Genomic DNA, 15674 nt, shown 5'->3' with positions numbered 1-15674 from the left:
AGAGGGTTAAGACGGCATATGCTTTGCTGTCGCGGCAGCGCATGCGGCCCGGGGGGCGACAGCAAAGCACATGAAAAATGGACAGGGTTTTGGTGGCCATATCTGCTTGCCTTTATCCGCTGACAGGGTCTGCGTTGCGCAGCAGCAGCACGATGGCGACCAGGGCCATATAGCCTGCATAGGGGATGCTGCGTGCAGGTCCCGATGAGCGACTGGGTGCAGCGGCATCGGTGCCACTTGCAGTTGCAGGCTGCAGCAGTGGTGCCCAACGCAAGGGCAGCTTGGCTTGAAGGAATGCCCCTTGGGGACTGATTACCAGATTGCGCCATGCGAGCACCGCCACGCCATGCAGACCGGCCAGCACGCTGGCAGCTAGCCAGATCACCAGCAGATGGGCCGACAGGCCAAACCAAAGCCCCGCCACCGCTGCAAACTTGACATCGCCGGCGCCCATCCAACGGATGGCATAGAGCGGCAGCAAAGCGGCAAAGGCCACCGCCATCCCCGCCAGGCCTTGCCAGGCCAGCAGATCGAACGGTTGAACACCTCCGAACAGTGCTGCCAGGCCGGCCGCCAGGCCCAGCAGCACCATCCAGTTGCGCACCTTGCGGCTGCGCAGGTCCATGACTGCTATGGCAGCTAGCCATAGCAGCAGGATCCAGGTGAAAATTGAGGTAGCCACGGTTGATTGCTCAATTACTGCCACCACCTCCGCCGCTGCCTGAAGTGGCGGCTTCGCTAAGCGCATTGCTGATGGTGGTGAACAGTGCAGTCAAATTTGTGCCCATAAGGGTCAGCACTCCAATAATTGCCACGGCAATCAGCCCCGCAATCAACCCATACTCAATGGCGGTCGCGCCTTCTTCATCGTTCCAGAAGTTCTTGATGATGTTGGTCATGATGCTCTCCATTTACATAGCCCAGCTGAAAAACAGTGGCAGGCGTGGGCAAGCGCCAGTCGCTGTGGAAACCAGTACCTCTTACCAGCGCAGGGCGCGCGGCGCACCAGGGCCTTGCGGCTGGCTGAGCAGCTGCGTGTCCCATCGGTGGTCCAGGCGCAGCGGCAGGTGCTGTGCCGTCAAAACAGGGGGAGAGGTGTAGGGTGTTCCGGGCCGGGCAGGGGCTGCGCGGCTGCTGGCCAGTGGCGTGGAGCCAGGGCCGGCAAAGGGGCGCTGCGCGGTGGCAGGCGCGGGGGCATTCGCAGAGCGCTGGGCAAAGAGCTGGTCCAGCCAGTGCTCGGGCAAGTCGCGGGGCAGCAACTGGCCGGTGGTGCGGGTCAGGCGCAGTTCGTTGATGCGCTGGTCATACATGGCGTCGGCGGCGTCCAGCATCAGGCGCTGCACATCCAGCTGGGCATCGAGCACCTGCGAGAGGTTGCCCCGGCCCACTTCCATCAGGCGGCGGTAGCCATCAAAGGCGGCGCTGGCTTCGCGCACGGCATCGCGCAGCTGGCTCTCGCGGGCGCGGCCCGCTTGCCAGCGGCCCCAGGCGGAGGACGCGGCCTCCTGTACCTGGCGGCGCACGGCCTCTTGCTGGGCCTGCTGGGCCTGCAGCTCGGTGATGGCCTTGAGGATGCGGTCGCGCAGCTCAAAGCCATTGCCAAAGTTCCAGTTCAGCTCCACGCCATAGCGCGTGCCTTCGGTGTAGAGGACGCTCTTGGGGTCGCGGGTGTGCGAAACGACGGCGGCGACCGTGGGCCAGCGCTGGGCCTTGCTGCGGTCGACCTCGGCCTCGGCACGCGCGATCAGGTGGCCGATCTCGCGCAGCTCGGCGCTTTGCGCTTCTGCCGCCAGCAGAGCGGCCTGCTCGTTGGTCGGCACCCAGAAGCTGGGCACTTGGGGCTCGGGCAGCCAGGAGAGGCTGGGGATGTAGTTGAAGTAGCGGGTAAAGCGGGCTTGCGCATCGATACGCTGGGCTTCCAGTGCGTTCTGCTGAGCCAGCGCGCTGGCGCGGCGCGAGGCGGCCTGGCGCAGATCATTGCGGCCCACGGCGCCCAGTTCGGCGCGGCGTTCTTCCACGCGGGCCAGTTGGCCGATGATCTCGGCCGACTCGGAGGCAATGCGTGCCTTGGTCTGGAAGCGGTGCAGCTCCAGCAAGGCCGACAGCGCTTCGAGCAGCACATTCTGGCGGGTGGTGTAGAGGGCGCTGCCCTGCGCGGCTTCCATGGCCTGGGCCGAATCGATGCCGGCGCTGATGGCGCCGCCGTCGAGCAGGTTCATGCGTACCTCGGCATTCACCGCCGTGTACGAACTGCGGCGCCCGCCCTGGGGCAGGGCCGCATTGCCAGCCGAGGTACCGAGTTTGAAGGTCGGCCAGCGTGCGCCCTCTGCCGTGTGGGTGTCATAGCCCGCCGATTCCACCGCAGCGCGCGCCTTGCGCACATCGGGGTGCTCGCTGAGCATGGTGTAGAGCGCGGTCAGCAGCTGCTGCTGCGACGAGTTACCGGCCAAGGTGCTGGGCAACAGTTTGGGTGCCATCTGCAATGGGGCAGACGGGCCGGTGCTGGCAGCTACGACGGCTGCGGCTTGCGGGGGCGCTGGCAGGGCTGCAGTTGCCTCAGGTGCGGCGCTGCTGGCAATGTCTGCTGCGCTCTCGCTGCTTTCGATAGCAGGCTCGGCCATCTGCACGCGGACCGGCATCTCCAGCACCGGTGTGGCATCGGCCTGGTTGGAGCCTTGCGTGGGCACGCTGCCGTCGGAGAACCCCTGCGCCTGCAGATCACCGCTGGACAAGGCCATGGTGAGCGCACAAACAATGCCCCACACGCCAGCGCCATGCGGCTCGGCGCGGCCAGCGCAGGCCAGCCGGGGCTGGGCGGCCAGGTAGGTGGCGGGCGCGTTGGCAGCTTGGCCGGTCGGCAGACCGTAGAGGGGCAGTGGGGCAAAGAGGCGCATGGCTCAAGGCTCCCGGAAAGCTTCGCTCTGGATATGCAGCACGGGGCGCAGCAGGTACCAGATAAAGGGTTCGCGGCCCAGCAGCAGATCGAGCTCGGCCTGCATGCCGGTGGTGATGCGGTTGTCCTTGCGGCCGACCCAGGGTTGGCTCAGGCTGGCCTGGATGCGGAAATACGAGGGCGAATCGGGCACATTCGGATCATGGTCGGCATCGGCCGATACCAGGGTCACCTTGCCAGGCACAAAGCCATAGCGCAGGTAGTCATAGGCGCTGACCTTGGCCTTGGTCTCCTGGCCCGCGCGCACATAGCCCCGGTCGGCCGGGTTCAGGCGCGCTTCAACGATGACCTCGTCTTTGTCAGGTACCACTTCCAAGATCGCCTCGCCGGGCTTGACCACCCAGCCGGCGCCCGAGCTGCGCAAGCCTTTGACGACACCATCGGTCGGGGCCAGCACGACGGTGCGGCTGCGCTGGTTGCGGGCGCGAGACAAGTCCTCGCTCAGGCTGAGCAGTTCGCGCTCGGTCTGGGCCAGCTCTTCGGAGGCGCGGCGGCGGAACCCGCCCTGGGTTTCCAAAATCTTGGCCTGGGCCTGCTCGACCTTGGCGCGGTTGCTGACCAGGCTTTGCACGGCGGCCGCCAGATCGGTGCGCACGAGGGTCAGGGCGCGCTGCTTGTCCAGCACTTCCAGTTGGCCAATCAGCTGCTCGGCTGCCAGCTGCTGCGCAATGCCGGCTTCTTGCTCATGCAGTGCCAGGCTGTTGCGCAGGCCATCGATACGGGCCTGGCTTTGGGCCACATCGCCCCGGGCTTGCAGCAGCATGGCCTGGCTGGATGCGAGGCTGCCCTGGTATTCCAGCGCCCGCGAGGTGAAGGCACCCATCTCGGCGCGCACAATCTTGCTCTCCAGCTCCGCAGGGAAATCAGAAGCCTTGAGCGCCAGGCCCTGGCTCTCGGCCGTCAGGCGGGTGCGGCTGGCTTGCGCCGTGCCATTGCGGGCCGTGAGCTGTTCCAGGTTCAGGCTGCTGCCGCCCAGGTCAATCTCCAGCAGCGGCTCGCCCTTGTGCACTTCCTGGCCTTCCTTGACATGGACGCTGGTGACGATGCCGCCTTCCAGATGCTGCACGGTCTGCACGCGGTCCGAAGGAATCACCTGACCTGTCGCAACCACCACGTTCTCCACGGGGTAGAACAAGCCCACCAGCACCAGCGCGCCCAAGGCTGCCAGCACGATACGGCGTTGATTGCGACCGGGTCCAGGTGTGCCGGGCGCAGGTGCGCGTTCCAGATTTTGCAGCACCTGGGGCAGGTCGTGGAGGGAGCGGGCCGTCATGAGGCCAACTCCTGGGGCTGGGCCGGGCCGGCTGTCGCCGATGGCTTGGCGGCGGCTGCAGCGCTGCGCGATGCGGTGGCCTCGTTGGCGGCAGCCGCTGGCTTGGTGCTGACGCCAAAGAGCAGCGGCAGCATCTGTTCCGGCTGGCCCTGGTCGACCTGGCCATCGCCGCGCACATGGTAGATATGCTGGGCGAGCGATGCCACGCGCAGCGAATGGGTGACGATGATGACCGTGTGCTTGGTCGCAATCTGGCGCAGCGTCTGCAGCAGGGCGGTTTCGCTTTCGAAATCCAGGTCGTTGCTGGGCTCATCCAGGATCAGCACAGAGGGGTTGCGCAAAAACAGCTGGGCCAGGCCAAGCTTGCGCAGCTCACCGGCCGACAGGCCCGCGCCGCCTTCGCCCAATACCGTCTGGTAGCCCTGGGGCAGGCGGCTGATAAAGCTGTGCGCGCCTGCCAGTTGGCAAGCCGCCAAAATCTGGCCGTCATCGGCATCGGGGCTGACCATGCGCAGAATATCGACGATGGGGCCGCTGAACCAGTAGGTCTGCTGGGCCAGGCAGCCCACCCAACGACCCAGATCATTGCGCGGGAACTGCGCCATGTCGTATTCGTCGATCGAGATGCTGCCCTGCGTGGGCTGGTAGAGACCGGCCAGCAGCTTGGCCAGCGTGGATTTGCCAGCGCCATTGCGACCCAGGATGGCATGGATGCCGCCGGGGCCGATCTGCAGTGACACCTGGTCCAGCGCCAGATGGCCCGATGGGTACTGAAAGCTGGCCTGCTGCAGGCGGAACACACCGCGCGGGCGGGGCAGCGCAATGCGCTGGCTCTCGGGCTCCAGCGGCTCTTCCAGCGCTTCTTGCAGGCGGGCGGTGGCCTCGTTGGCCCGGGCCAGCGAGCGCCAGTTGCTGGCCAGCTGGGCAATGGGGCCCAAGGCTTTGCCCGACAACAGGTTCACCGCCATCAGGCTGCCGATGCTCATCCACTGCGCATTGATGGCCAGTGCGCCGACGGTGATGACGGCCATCGAGAAAAAGGTCAGCAGCACATGGCTGGTTTCCTTGGCGTTTTCCATTTCGCCGTTCTTGTCGAAGCTCTCGGCCAGCCAGCGGTCGTAGCCGGACTGCCAGGCCTGCTGGGCCGCCGCATCGTAGCCCAGCACCTTGAGGGTGCCACGTGCATTGCAGATCTCGGCCGTGCCCCGGTCCAGCTGGCGCGCCTGCTCGACTTCTTCCACCCGGCCGCTGCGCACCTCATCGGCCCACCACCAGGCCAGCACGCCCAGCACGACCATGGCCACCACGATCACCGGCAGCACGGGCCAGGCGATGATGCCGATCACGATCAGCGCGAGCAAGGCCATGGGCAAATCCAGCAAGGACGAGGCCACGCCGCCCGAGATGCAGGAGCGCATCGCGCCCACATCGCGGAACAGTTGCAACCATTGCGTGGAAGAGCGCTGCTCCAAGGTGAGCAGGGGGTGGCCCAGCATGGAGCGCATCAGGCTTTGGGAGACTTCACGGTCAATCGTGGCGCCCGCCTCACGCAGCGCACGGGCACGCCTGCGGCGCAGGTACAGCTCCAGTGCCAACATGCACAGCACACCGGCCACCATGGCGGTGAGGGTGGCGGTACCGCCGCGCGAGATCACCCGGTTGTAGACCTGCAGCAAGAAGATGGAAGGCAGAAGGCCGAGCAGGCTGATGGGCAACGACAACCAGGCAGCCTGGTGCAAATGGCCTTTGGCGTTGGCGAACGAGGTCGTGATGGCAGAGGCAAACGGGCTGGCCGTTGGCGCTTCGGCCTCCTGGGCCTGCGCCGTCGCTTCGGTGCGTGACACCAAGGCGCGGGGTAGCAGGTACTCGATCATGTTGGTCTCTCCCAATTCCTCTCAGCGATCTACTGTTGCGCTGCACAAAAGCACTTATCTAGTTATTGGTTTTTCTTATTAACTCGGAAAACTAACTGCGGTTCTGTCCGCCATTTGCGCTAATTTACTTTGATTTTTATCAAACATATCCCCGAACACTGTTCGTAAGAAATTGTATTTTTTTATGGCAAATGTCTCCCTCCCAGATACTAAATATGGGGTTTAGTTAAATATTGCCGAAGTGGTTTACTTGAAGCTTTTTTCTATGTAAATGTTCAACAAAATATCGCTATTTGCTAATCAAAATTTATTAATTGCGGAACAGAAATGTGGTGAATCCATTGGTAAGTGCGCCAACTGCTGGTTTGCAAAGGGTTTGTACTGATAAATGGTTCGATAAAGGCGGCCTGCTCCCGGGATTCGGGCGCGACAAACATGGCGGTTTCAGGGTGGATGTGTTGCGGCAGATGGGTTTGCAGGGGTTTGCGCAGCGCCGCCAGCCAGCTGCAGCCTTGCAAGTGGCGGCGGGCCGTGGCCAGCCCGGGTTGCAGGGCCAACTCAGCCACTGCGATCAGTGACCAATCGGGCAGTGGGGTGGAGGCGCCGCCGTGGGCCAGCAAATGCCACTGCAGCCAATGGCGGGTCATGGCTTCCAGCGCCGCCATCTCAGGGCTTGCCATGCCTGGCATGCCGGTATCACTGGTGGCTGTGCCGGAGCGCTTGGCAGTCAGCGCCTTCGTAGGCAGGGCCGCCTGGGCTGGCAGCGATGTCTGGGAGTCCAGGCAATCGGCATAGGCGGCCAGCGCGACATAACGCCAGGCGGGTGCCAGCGCAGCGGGTGTGGGGGAGGGCAGCGGTGGTTGCAAGTCGCGGTGGGCCGCCAGCGTTGTGCTGGGCGCAATGCGCTGTGCCAACTGCGCCATCAGCGGCAGCAAGCTGGCCTGTGGCTCTGCCCGGTGGGCCTGCACATAGCGGGCCAGTACCAGCAGGCATAGCGCATGGGGCAGGCCATGGGCCTGCGCTTGCTGCGGATGCTGGATCTGCTGGCACAGCTGCATCGCAGCACGGCCCAGCAGCTGGGACAGACCGCGTTGCAAGGTGGCGGAGTCACCCGGCTGTTGCTGATAGTGCTGCTGCACCAGCAGCAGTGCATAGAGCCGGGCGCAAAAGGCTTCCAGTCGCTCCGGGTTCCAGGGGCTCAGCGCGGGCTCTGGCACGGCCAGCGCCTGCAGCATGGCGAGGCTGGCTTCAGCGATCGGCAGGCTGGAACTGCGGGAAGTGGCAGCTGCAGTCGTCATCGCCGTGGTAGGTGCAGCTACAGGTACCGCATTGGATAAAGGGGCCGCAACGGAGCGTGGCAGCTGGGTCAGGCCGCCTTCACTGTTCACAAACAGGCCTTGCAGATGCAGCAGCCAGTGCGCGCGGGGCAGGCTGCCTGGCGGCTCGGCCATGCCCGGCAACCAGGTGCTGGGCGCCGGCGCAGTTGCTGGCCAGCGCTGAGGCGGCACCAGCTGGACCTGCTCCAGGCTCTCGTCGGCCAGGGCCCAGGCCGATACCGCAGGCTGCGGGCTGGCCGATGAGGCGCCGCCTTGCAGCGCACTGATATGCAAGGGCCAGTCGATGCGCAGCTCCAGGCAGTCAAGGCTGCGGCTCCAGGCCCATTGCCGCACTTGCGTGGTGCCTGCGCGCCAGGCGGCATCCAAGGTGGCACGGCGCACATAGAAGGTGGCTACGGGCTCGCCCGGTGTGGCCACGCTCAGCAGCAGGATGCAATCGCCGAAGGGCTCGGGCAGGGGGCTGGTGCGGGTTTTCAGGTAGTCCAGGCCCAGGCCCAGTTGCTGGACCAGGCTGGGCTGTTTGCTCCAGCGGTGGGTTGCTTGGTGCGCCAACACGCGTCCTCCAGGGGCAGATGCAGGGGAAGGGGCAGGGCGCGGCAGGGCGCCATGCAGCGCGGCTTTCAGCGGTACTCGAACTCGACCCGGCGGTTGCGCTGGTGGGCCTCTTCGCTGGTACCGGTATCGGCCAGGCGTTCCTTGCCATAGCTCACCGCCTCGACACGGGCGGGGTCGACCCCCAGGGTCTGCAAGCTGTTGCGTACCGACTCGGCGCGTTTTTGGCCCAAGGCCAGGTTGTATTCGATGCCGCCGCGTGCATCGGTATGGCCTTGCAGGGTCAGCGATTGCCCAGGGTGGCTGCGCATCCAGCGCGCATGGCTCTCCAGAATCGGGCGATCGGCCGGGCGCACGGTATAGGAGTCAAAGTCGAAATAGACGATGTGGGCCGTGTCGGCCGGGCCCTTCTTGCCGGGCTGAGCGGTGGCCACCACCGGTGCCACGCCCGATTGGGCAGGGGCTGGCGCCGGTTTGGACAGCGCGTAGTGGTGTTCCTCGCGTTTGGAGGTGGTGGAACTGGTGCCACAGGCGGTCAGGCTCAGAGCCAGTACGGCGGCGACGGAGAGAGGTAGATGTTTGAACATGGCAATCCTTGATGGGGCCCCGCGCTTGCCTGTTGCCAGGCAAGCGCTGCAGACCCATGGGATGGAAGCGGGTCACTGGTCAACGCGGAGCGCGCTGGTTGTCAGGCCAGCTGGTGGTGCAACAGGTCTTGCGGCAGCACGCTGTGTGCATCACCGCTGGCCACGCTGCTGATGGCGGTAGCTACCGGCTGCAGGGCGCTGCTGTCGTTACTGGCTGCCAGATGCGGCGCTGCCGTGCCGCCGAGCAAACCGCCAAGCACACCCTGACCACCCAGCAGTCCGCCAACGACGCCGTGCTCACCGGTGATGCCCGAGAGCAGGCCGTTGTTGCCACCCAGCAAGCCGCCGACCAGGCCACTGTTGCCGGTCAGGCCACTCAGCAGACCACCGGTTGTGCCGCTGGAGCCCAGCACGCTGCCCAGCACACCCTGGTCGCCCAGCAGGCCGCCGACCACACCGCCCAGGCCCGCCGTGCCGCCGGAGGTGGCACCACCGAGACCTGCGACCACATCGTGCACGGTCGAAATCACTGGCTCCAGCGCCTGGCCCGTTTCCTGGGTCAGGCCATTGACCGCCGAGGTCACCACACCCAGTGGGCCGCTGCTGGTGCTGGTCAGGTTCTCGACCACGCTGGTCACCGGTGCCAGGACGCCGCTTTGCGGATCCAGCAAGGTGTCGACCACGGCGTTCACCGGTGCTGCCACCGTGCCGCCGACCAGATCGCCGACCAGGTTTTGCGCCGTGGTTACCACACCGCTGCCATCGGCGCCGCCGGTGCCGGAGCCCAGCAGGCCGCCTAGCAGTCCGCTGTCACCGGTCAGGCCACCGAGCAGACCGCCATTGCCGCCGACGACACCGCCGAGCAAGCCGCCTTCGCCGGTGACGCCAGCCAGCAGCCCACCGTTGCCACCCAGCACGCCGCCGAGCAAACCGCCTTCACCTGTCAAACCGCCCAGCAAGCCGCCGACCGCGCCACCCGAGGTGGCGCCGCTCAGACCCGCGACCATATCGTGCACCGCAGCGACGACCGGCTCCAGTGCCGGGCCAGGCACCTGGGTGAGCCCATCAACGGCCGAGGTCACGACGCCTAGTGGGCCGTTGCCGGTGTTCGTCAGGCCTTCAACGATGCTGGTCACCGGCGCCAGGACGCCGCTTTGCGGATCCAGGAGGGTATCGACCACTGCGTTGACCGGTGCAGCCACCGTGCCGCCGACGAGATCACCGACCAGGTTTTGCGCCGTGCTGACCACGCCGCTGCCATCGGCACCACCAGAGCCATTGCCCAGCAAGCCACCCAGCAGACCACCGTCACCGGTCAACCCACCCAACAGGCCACCATTGCCGCCGACGACACCGCCGAGCAGGCCGCCGTCACCGGTCAGACCGCCGAGCAGGCCGCCTTCGCCGGTCAGGCCGCCCAGCAGGCCGCCATTGCCGCCGACGACACCGCCCAGCAGACCACCGTCACCGGTCAGGCCGCCAAGCAGGCCGCCTTCGCCACCAACCACACCGCCCAGCAGGCCACCGTCACCGGTCAGACCACCGAGCAGACCGCCTTCTCCGGTGAGGCCGCCCAGCAGGCCGCCATTGCCGCCGACGACACCGCCCAGCAGACCGCCGTTGCCGGTCAGGCCGCCAAGCAGGCCACCTTCAGCGCTGAGGCCGCCGCTCAGACCTGCGACAACATCGTGTACAGCAGAAACCACCGGCTCCAGCGCCTGCCCGGGCACTTGGGTCAGACCATTGACGGCCGAGGTAACCGTGCCGAGCGGGCCGCTGCCGGTATTCGTGAGGCTTTCGACCACGCTGGTGACAGGGGCCAATGCGCCACTTTGTGGATCCAGCAAGCTGCCGACCACCGCGTTGACCGGTGCTGCGGCCGTGCCGCCGACCAGATCGCCGACGATGTTCTGCGCGGTGGTCACCACGCCGCTGCCGTCGCTACCGCCGGAGCCGGCGCCCAGCAGTCCCCCGAGCAGGCCGCCTTCGCCAGTCAGGCCACCCAGCAGCCCACTTTCTCCGGTGAGGCCGCCGAGCAGGCCGCCATTGCCGCCCGTCAGACCGCCCAGCACGCCGCCGACTACGGTGCCAATCAGGCCACCACCCAGCCCGCCGCCAGCACCGCCGTCACCGATGCTGCCCAGGCCGGCAATCAGCTCGTTCAAGGTGCCAATGACCGGTTGCAGCCCTTGGCCATCGACTTGGGTCAGGCCGCTGACCAGTTCGGTCAGCACGCCCAGCGGGCCGCCATCGACCGACGTCAGGCCTTCCAGCACATTCGTCACGGTGGCCAAGGTGCCATTGCCGGGATTGAGCAGGCTGTCGAGCAGCTGGCCTACGGGTTCGGCAACGGTGCCGCCCAGCAGGTTGTCGACGACATCCTGCGCCGTGGTGATCAAGCCACCGTCGGTGGCACCGCCACCGGGGACCAACCCGCCCAGCACACCGCCGACGATGCTGCCGATCAGACCACCGCCCAGGCCGCCGCCGGCACCACCGTCACCGATGCTGCCCAAGCCGGCAATCAGCTCGTTCAGGGTGCCGATGACCGGTTGCAACGCCTGGCCGTCGACCTGGGTCAGGCCGCTGACCAGCTCGGTCAGCACGCCCAGTGGGCCGCCTTCGACCGAGGTCAGGCCTTCCAGCACGCTGGTGACCGTGGCAAGGGTGCCGCTGCCGGGGTTGAGCAGGCTGTCAAGCAGTTGGCCCACAGGCTCTGCCACGGTGCCGCCCAGCAGGCCGTCGACGACATCCTGCACGGTGGTGACCAGGCCGCCATCGGTGGCGCCGCCGCCGGGTACCAGACCGCCCAGCACACCGCCGACGATGGTGCCGATGATGCCGCCGCCCAGCCCGCCTTCACCCACATTGCCCAAGCCGGCAATCAGCTCGTTCAAGGTGCCGATGACCGGTTGCAGCGCCTGGCCTTCGACCTGGGTCAGGCCGCTGACCAGCTCGGTCAGCACGCCCAGTGGGCCGCCGTCTACCGAGGTCAGGCCTTCGAGCACCGAAGTCACGGTGGCGAGCGTGCCGTTGCCGGGGTTGAGCAGGCTGTCGAGCAACTGGCCCACCGGTTCTGCCACGGTGCCGCCGAGCAGGCCATCGACGACATCTTGTACCGTCGTCACCAGGCCGCCGTCGGTGCCACCACCGCCGGGCACCAAGCCGCCCAGGACGCTGTCCACGATGGAGCCAATCAGACCGCCACCGATGCCGCCTTCACCAATGCTGCCCAAGCCGGCAATCAGCTCGTTCAAGGTGCCAATCAGCGGTTGCAGTGCCTGGCCGTCCACTTGGGTGAGGCCATTGACCAACTCGGTCAGAACTCCCAGAGGACCACCTTCCACACTGGTGAGGCCTTCGAGCAAACCTGTCACCGTTGCCAAGGTGCCATCGGTCGGGTGCAGCAGGCTGTCGATCAGCTGGCCGACGGGCTCGGCCACCGTGCCGCCCAGCAAACCGTCCACCACTTCTTGCACCGTGGTCACGATGCCAGGGCCATCCGTACCTCCGGGAGGCGTACCGGAACCACCGCCCAGCAAGCCGCCCAGCAGACCGCCGACACCGGCGAGCAAGTCGCCCAGCGGGCTGTTCTCACCCAGCAGACCACCCAGTACCTGGTTCACCAGACCGGGGATGCCTTCGGTGGACGTGGGGTCGCCCAGACCGGCAATCAGCTGGTTGAGGGTTGCCACCAGTGGCTCCAGCCCTTGGTCCTGGATATTGACCAGGCCATCGACCAGCTCGGTCAGCACACCCAGCGGGCCGCCATCGGTATTGGTCAACTGTTCCAGCACGCTGGTCACCACCGCCAGGGTTCCCGTCGATGGGTTGATCAACGAGTTCACCAGATCCGTCACCGGTGCCACCAAGGTGCCACCACCCAGCGCGGCCAGGACATCCTCGACCGAGGTGATCAGACCATGGCCATCCGTGGGATCGGTGGGGTTGGTCGGATCCGTTGGATTGGTAGGGTTGGTCGGATTTGTTGGATCCGTGGGGTTGGTTGGATTGGTCGGATTGGTAGGGTCCGTTGGATTAGTCGGATTGGTTGGGTTGGTCGGATTGGTTGGGTCCGTGGGGTTGGTCGGATTGGTGGGGTTCGTAGGGTTGGTTGGATCCGTAGGATTGGTCGGGTTCGTCGGATTGGTTGGATCCGTAGGGTTGGTTGGGTTGGTCGGATTCGTCGGATTGGTGGGGTCCGTCGGATTCGTAGGGTTGGTGGGGTTCGTCGGATTGGTGGGATCCGTGGGGTTGGTTGGATTGGTCGGGTTTGTAGGATCCGTCGGGTTGGTCGGATTAGTGGGGTTCGTTGGGTTGGTCGGATTCGTTGGATCCGTAGGATTGGTTGGATTGGTCGGGTTCGTAGGATCCGTCGGGTTGGTCGGATTCGTTGGATTCGTTGGGTTCGTTGGATTTGTGGGATTGGTCGGATTCGTTGGATTGGTCGGATTTGTGGGGTTCGTTGGATTGGTTGGATTGGTTGGATTGGTTGGGTTGGTTGGGTTGGTTGGGTTGGTCGGATCCGTTGGATTGGTCGGATTCGTTGGGTTGGTTGGATTGGTGGGATCCGTAGGGTTTGTTGGATCCGTGGGGGTGGTCGGATCGGTCGGGTTCGTTGGATTGGTCGGATCCGTAGGGTTGGTCGGATTGGTGGGATTGGTGGGGTTGGTGGGGTTGGTGGGGTTGGTGGGGTTGGTGGGGTTGACGGGAGGCGTACGGTCGTCGTCGTCATCACCGCTGTCCAAGGCTGCAGCAATCAGCGCGCCGCCACCAATGCCGACCAGACCGGCCAGCAGAAAATCGCCCAAGGTAGAGCCACCTGCCTCCATCGACTCCTGGGTCACGATCAGGCCCAGCGCGTTGCTGTCGTCGTTGGCAGGGGCGACATCGACCTTGCCCGAAGCCAAATCCAGGGCCATGGCGCCAGCACCGTCCGAGCCTGCCTGGTAACCCAGGGTAGCCTCGGTGCCACCGGCGAAAGTACCGACCAGTTTCTGGCCACCCGCGCCGCTGAACTGCGCCTGCGCACTCCCATCGGCCGGGACGATGATCTTGTCGCCTACCTGCAAGGCGGTGCCTGCCTGCGCAGCCATCGTCTGGCCATCGCGCACGATCTGCACGCCGGCACTGGCTTGGGACAGGGTGGCGGGCGTGCCTTTGGCAGATGCGGCCATCGCCGCGCCACTGCCGGATTGGGAGGCGATGCCGTGGGTTGCCAGTGCGGCAGCTGCGGTATTGGAAGGGAGGGCGGTAGAGGTGGTCATGTTCTCTGTCCTGTTGGAGATTGGAATATCAAACGCAAGGGCTCCGACTCGCCTCGCGAGGCTTATCTGAGGGAGGCAGTGCAACTTGCGTGCCAGAGATTTGCTTTTTATATGTGTTCTTTTGCTATTTCATAAGTCATTGAAATAAATGAATAAATATATTATCAAGAGCATGTATTCCAATTAAAAAGCTATGGTCAAAATAGCCATTAAAGCTATGTCCAATGCTGTTCCCGCTGGCGTTACGTAACGTTCCGGATTTATGCCGGAGCATTTCTTTGGATGCCTGCTGGTTTTGTATAAATAGTATTTAAATCATGATTCCGGTGTCTCCATAAAAATTTACATAATGAATCAGCTGCGGGGCTCGCATACTATTTCTGCTGTCCTTGGTCTGCATTCCACATCGCTCATCCAGTCACCCTGTAAATACTCTGGATAACCCTTAGTCGGTGGTGTCGCGGCGAATCGCTCAAGCCCGCGTTCAAACCACGGCAAGGCGTTTTCACCAAGCATCTCTGAGCCAGTTCATTGCCTCTTTTCTGTTGTCATGACTTTTAAAAAGCCATCTATGCGCATTGCGTCTCGCCATTTCTCTCCCCCTTTTCGTTTATTGCAGGCCCGTTTGCCCAACTTGGTGGCTGCGCTGTGCGCAGGTGGTACCGCCTTGGTGCTGGCACTGCCCGCCCATGCCGCACGTGAAGTGGATACGGTGGCCCAACTGCTGGAGCAGGGGCAGCCTGAACAGGCGGCGCTGCAGGCCGATGCATTTCTGCAGCACAACCCCGGCGACGCCGAGATGCGTTTTTTGCGCGGCGTGATTGCCACGGAGCAAAAACAGTTGCCGCAGGCCATCCAGATCTTTTCTGCACTGGCGCGCGATTACCCCGCCATGCCCGAGCCCTATAACAACCTGGCGGTGCTCTATGCCGCCCAGGGCCAGGAGCGCAAGGCCGTGGATGCGCTGGACCAGGCGATCCGCGCCCAGCCGGGCTATGCGACCGCCTACGAGAACCTGGGTGATCTGTATGCCCGCATGGCCAGCCAGTCCTATGCCAAGGCGTTGGAGCTGGACGGCACCCGCCAAGGCATTGCACCCAAGCAGGCGCTGATGGCCCAGATCGCCCCCGGCAAGGCGGGCGCTGCGGCTCCGGTGGCCGCGTTGCCAGCGGCAAGCGCCATGCCTTCTGCGGCAGCGGCTCCGGCTCCCGTCTTGACCCCCGTACAGCCGGCAGCCCCGGCCCGCAAGCCAGAGCCCGCCGTGGCTGAACGCATCTCATCCGCCACGCCCTTGCAGCTGGCTGCTGCGGAAGCGGCCCGGTCAGCGGCCAGCGCCAGCCCGGCCGATGCAGCCCCTGCGGCCAAGGCCGCGCAGGCGCTGGATGCCTCCCCCGCAGCGGTGGAGGCTGCTGTGCAAGCCTGGGCCAAGGCCTGGGCCCAGCAAGACATGAATGCCTATCTGGCCGCCTACAGCCCTGCCTTCAAGCCAGCCGATGGCAGCAGCCTGGCGGCATGGAAGCAGTCGCGCCGCCAGCGCATCGAGGGCAAGCGCGACATCAGCGTGTCGCTCAGCGACCTGCAAGTGGCCGTCGACGGCGAGCGTGCCACGGCCCGCTTTGTGCAAGCCTATGTGGCCGGCGCGCTTAAAAGCACCTCCCGCAAGACCTTGGTGCTGCAGCCCGACCAGGGCCAGTGGCGCATAGTGAGTGAGACGGTCGGGCGTTGATCGCAGCCACTGAACAAGGCAAATAGCGCCTGCCCTTTGGGAGCAGGCGCTATTTGCCGGGAGGGCATTCAGCGCGAGAAGGCAGCGCCACCGCCGTGGCTGCCG

General features: G+C 65.1%; 9 protein-coding genes. 1 reads left to right on the top strand and 8 read right to left on the bottom strand.

From position 1 onward, the window contains the following. Positions 1-112: 112 nt before the first annotated feature. From HS961_RS15310 to HS961_RS15275, 8 genes are all read right to left on the bottom strand, one after another. The gene (locus HS961_RS15310) at positions 113-682 is read right to left on the bottom strand and encodes an A24 family peptidase (protein WP_238347624.1); all 570 of its coding nucleotides are present in this window, start codon (positions 680-682) and stop codon (positions 113-115) included. 10 nt (positions 683-692) lie between these two features. Continuing rightward, on the bottom strand, positions 693-899 hold the full coding sequence (locus HS961_RS15305) for a Flp family type IVb pilin (RefSeq protein WP_182323412.1): 207 nt from the start codon (positions 897-899) through the stop codon (positions 693-695). A gap of 81 nt (positions 900-980) precedes the next feature. Then, positions 981-2894: a TolC family protein gene (locus HS961_RS15300; RefSeq protein ID WP_238347623.1), complete on the bottom strand. Its 1914-nt coding sequence runs from the start codon at positions 2892-2894 to the stop codon at positions 981-983. Positions 2895-2897: 3 nt separating this feature from the next. Further along, entirely contained in the window at positions 2898-4226 is a 1329-nt protein-coding gene (locus HS961_RS15295) for an HlyD family type I secretion periplasmic adaptor subunit (RefSeq protein WP_182323410.1), read from the bottom strand. Further along, entirely contained in the window at positions 4223-6100 is a 1878-nt protein-coding gene (locus HS961_RS15290) for a peptidase domain-containing ABC transporter (protein ID WP_182323408.1), read from the bottom strand. The genes HS961_RS15295 and HS961_RS15290 overlap by 4 nt, the downstream gene beginning before the upstream one ends. 296 nt (positions 6101-6396) lie before the next feature. Further along, positions 6397-7989: a hypothetical protein gene (locus HS961_RS15285; RefSeq protein ID WP_182323406.1), complete on the bottom strand. Its 1593-nt coding sequence runs from the start codon at positions 7987-7989 to the stop codon at positions 6397-6399. A 68-nt stretch (positions 7990-8057) separates the two neighbouring features. Next, positions 8058-8576: an OmpA family protein gene (locus tag HS961_RS15280; RefSeq protein WP_182323404.1), complete on the bottom strand. Its 519-nt coding sequence runs from the start codon at positions 8574-8576 to the stop codon at positions 8058-8060. 101 nt (positions 8577-8677) lie between these two features. After that, positions 8678-13843, bottom strand: a complete 5166-nt coding sequence (locus HS961_RS15275) for a hypothetical protein (RefSeq protein ID WP_182323402.1) — start codon at positions 13841-13843, stop codon at positions 8678-8680. Between the two features lie 571 nt (positions 13844-14414). On the opposite strand from HS961_RS15275, the gene HS961_RS15270 reads away from it, so the two are divergent. Beyond that, on the top strand, positions 14415-15569 hold the full coding sequence (locus HS961_RS15270; protein WP_182323400.1) for a tetratricopeptide repeat protein: 1155 nt from the start codon (positions 14415-14417) through the stop codon (positions 15567-15569). Positions 15570-15674: the final 105 nt, after the last annotated feature.

The organism is Comamonas piscis (assembly GCF_014109725.1).
GTDB classification, from domain to species: Bacteria; Pseudomonadota; Gammaproteobacteria; order Burkholderiales; family Burkholderiaceae_C; genus Comamonas; species Comamonas piscis.
Note: the sequence above shows the minus strand (reverse complement) of the source record. Positions and strands in the feature narration are given on the sequence as shown.

Bases quoted from the DNA above. Each gene is read 5' to 3' on its own strand.
- HS961_RS15300 (WP_238347623.1), bottom strand. From the start codon at position 2,894: ATGCGCCTCTTTGCCCCACTGCCCCTCTACGGTCTGCCGACCGGCCAA.
- HS961_RS15305 (WP_182323412.1), bottom strand. From the start codon at position 899: ATGACCAACATCATCAAGAACTTCTGGAACGATGAAGAAGGCGCGACC.
- HS961_RS15270 (WP_182323400.1), top strand. From the start codon at position 14,415: ATGCGCATTGCGTCTCGCCATTTCTCTCCCCCTTTTCGTTTATTGCAG.
- HS961_RS15290 (WP_182323408.1), bottom strand. From the start codon at position 6,100: ATGATCGAGTACCTGCTACCCCGCGCCTTGGTGTCACGCACCGAAGCG.
- HS961_RS15295 (WP_182323410.1), bottom strand. From the start codon at position 4,226: ATGACGGCCCGCTCCCTCCACGACCTGCCCCAGGTGCTGCAAAATCTG.
- HS961_RS15280 (WP_182323404.1), bottom strand. From the start codon at position 8,576: ATGTTCAAACATCTACCTCTCTCCGTCGCCGCCGTACTGGCTCTGAGC.
- HS961_RS15275 (WP_182323402.1), bottom strand. From the start codon at position 13,843: ATGACCACCTCTACCGCCCTCCCTTCCAATACCGCAGCTGCCGCACTG.